This window comes from Leptolyngbya cf. ectocarpi LEGE 11479 (assembly GCF_015207065.1).
Classification (GTDB): Bacteria; Cyanobacteriota; Cyanobacteriia; order Phormidesmidales; family Phormidesmidaceae; genus Leptothoe; species Leptothoe ectocarpi.
Window position 1 is genome coordinate 1 of sequence record NZ_JADEXP010000563.1, and the last position, 2378, is coordinate 2378.

General features: G+C 50.8%; 2 protein-coding genes and 1 pseudogene. All 3 read right to left on the reverse strand.

All coding sequences use genetic code 11. The annotated features are described in order from the left end of the window. The coding region (locus IQ260_RS29915) for an ABC transporter ATP-binding protein (RefSeq protein WP_193996694.1) at nt 1–714 on the reverse strand (714 nt) is incomplete at its 3' end. 39 nt (nt 715–753) lie between these two features. Next, complete coding sequence (locus IQ260_RS29920; protein ID WP_193996695.1) at nt 754–2031, reverse strand: HlyD family secretion protein; 1278 nt, start codon at nt 2029–2031, stop codon at nt 754–756. Nucleotides 2032–2286: 255 nt separating this feature from the next. Further along, nucleotides 2287–2378, reverse strand: a pseudogene (locus tag IQ260_RS29925) (IS5/IS1182 family transposase); the annotation flags it as partial.

Here is a 2378-nt window from a genome sequence, read left to right on the forward strand (position 1 = left end):
CAATACCAGGCTATCTCGCAGCTGTGTTGGCGTTCCCATCTGCTGGATCTGCCCGTCATACATGAGGGCAACACGATGGCAGCGCTCAGCCTCATCCATGTAGGGCGTAGCCACCACAATGGTGACTCCCTGGTGGGAGAGAGTGGCCAGCACATCCCAAAACTCACGTCTGGAAACAGGATCCACACCCGTTGTCGGCTCATCTAGAAGTAATATCTGAGGCTGAGCGATCAGGGCACAGCAAAGAGCCAACTTCTGCTTCATACCACCAGACAGCTGCCCTGCTAAACGATCTGAGAACAGATCCAGATTCATTAACCGCAGATATTGATTGCGCCGCTCCTCAAAGTGCTGGGTCGGCACCTCGTGGAGACCTGCCGCATACCGTAGATTCTCATCCAGGCTGAGATCCAGATAGAGTGAAAAGTGCTGGGTGAGATAGCCCGTTTGCAATCGAGCATCCCGAGGCGCACGCCCCAGAATAGTAACGCTTCCCGATGTTGCCTCCATAACGCCCGCCAAGATTTGAAACAGCGTGGTCTTGCCAGCGCCATCGGGTCCAATCAGCCCAAAGATTTCGCCTCGCTGCACCGTAAACGTTACATCTTTTACAGCAGCCACTTTGTCATAATACTTATACAACGTATCTAACTGGATAGCAGGGATTGCGAGTGCTGCTTCTGGCTGATCAATCTGATGAGTTGTTGAATACATGGTTTGATTTGTCCACCCAAGACTAAGATCAAATCGGCATCATTCGAAGTGAATTTCGCCATCGGCAGGCATCCCAGGTTTGGCAAATCCTTCGGGATTATCAATACTCAGCCTTACACCAAACACCTGTTGCACTCGGTCTTCTCGGAAGTAAATATTTTCGGGAGTAAAGGAGGCCTGGGTGTCAATGGAAATGACCCGAGCGCTCAGGGGTTGATCAGGAGCCGAATCCAGAAAGATACTGGCCGTTTGCCCTACTCGCACTTTACCAATCTCACCTTCGGGGATAAAGCCTCGAAGATAAACAGTATCAAGGTCAATCAGCGAAAGCAGCGTACTACCGGTCGTGACCACTTCTCCTGGTTCAGCACTGCGAGCAGTAACTACACCGTTTAAGGGACTAGCAATCGTCAGATAGCCCATGCGAGCTACAATTTCTCGTTGTGCCGCCTCAGCCCTGGCAACGTTATCCTGTGCTGCCTCGGCCTGAGATTGTGTCTGAATCAATTGTTTTTGCAAAACGTCCAGCTCAGCCATGCGGATATCTGGATTGAGACGGGTGGTTTGGGCCTGGATCAAATTACCCTCTGCTGCATTAACCTGTCTTTGAGCGGCTACAACAGCAGCTTCATGCACATCCAGTCTGGCTGCGGTTGTTTCAAATGTGGTTTGGGCTTGATCGGCTCGTTCTTGGGTAGCGGCACCCGCTCGGGCGAGTTTGATGTAGCGATCGCGTTCTACCCTGGTCAGCTCCAAGTCTGATTTAGCAGCGATTAGCTGCGCTTCTGCTTCTGCCAGTTGAGCCTGCTCTGTCGCTAGATTAGCCTCAGCCTGGCTGACCTGACCGACTGCATCTCCCTGAGACTGTTCGAGACTCACCTGGGCTCGCCGAATTTGACTTTGCAGCACCTCAATCTGTAACCACGCCTGTCGTTCCTGCTGTTGAGCTGATGCCAGCTGTGCTTTAGCCTCGTCTAGTTGGGCCTGCACTTCATCATCATCAAGCCGGACAATCACTTGACCATCATCGACTGGGTCACCTTCTCTAACGGCCACAAACTCTACCCGTCCTGATACTTTTGCGCCTACATCTGTTTCGTAGCCTTCAATGCGACCACTCAACTGAAGAGTGTCTGTTGAGGATCGCGACAAAAAGTAGGTCGCGGAGAAACCCGCACCCACCATCAAGAGACCTAAGGGCACCAGGACACGCAGTCTGTTTTTATGTTTACTTTTCGATACGTTAGAGGCAGTGGGATGGGGCTTGAACCGGGCAACTAGCTGGTCGAGATTCAGCCGTAAACTTGGCAAATGCATGGACAGACCTCATCGTTATAAGACCGAGAGGGTTTGACTTTCACCGCAGTTAAAGTCAGCTCTATCTTGAACTTAGGTAGTAGATATGAGGAACTTGTGAGGCAGTCAATCATGGTTACCTAATCAGACAGACTGCTTTGAGTGGAGCTACTTCGCCAGTAACGCTCCAATTGCTGACGATTTTTTTCGATTACATAGTCTCTGGTCCAGCACCGTTCTAAGAGGATGTTTTAAAAGGTAGAGGGGTGTATCAAATCATGCCAGTCTCCTGAGCATCAAGCGAGTCATGGCAATATAAATCATGGCCTCAGATGATTCGGGTAAGCGTTCATAATCCTTACTCAGGC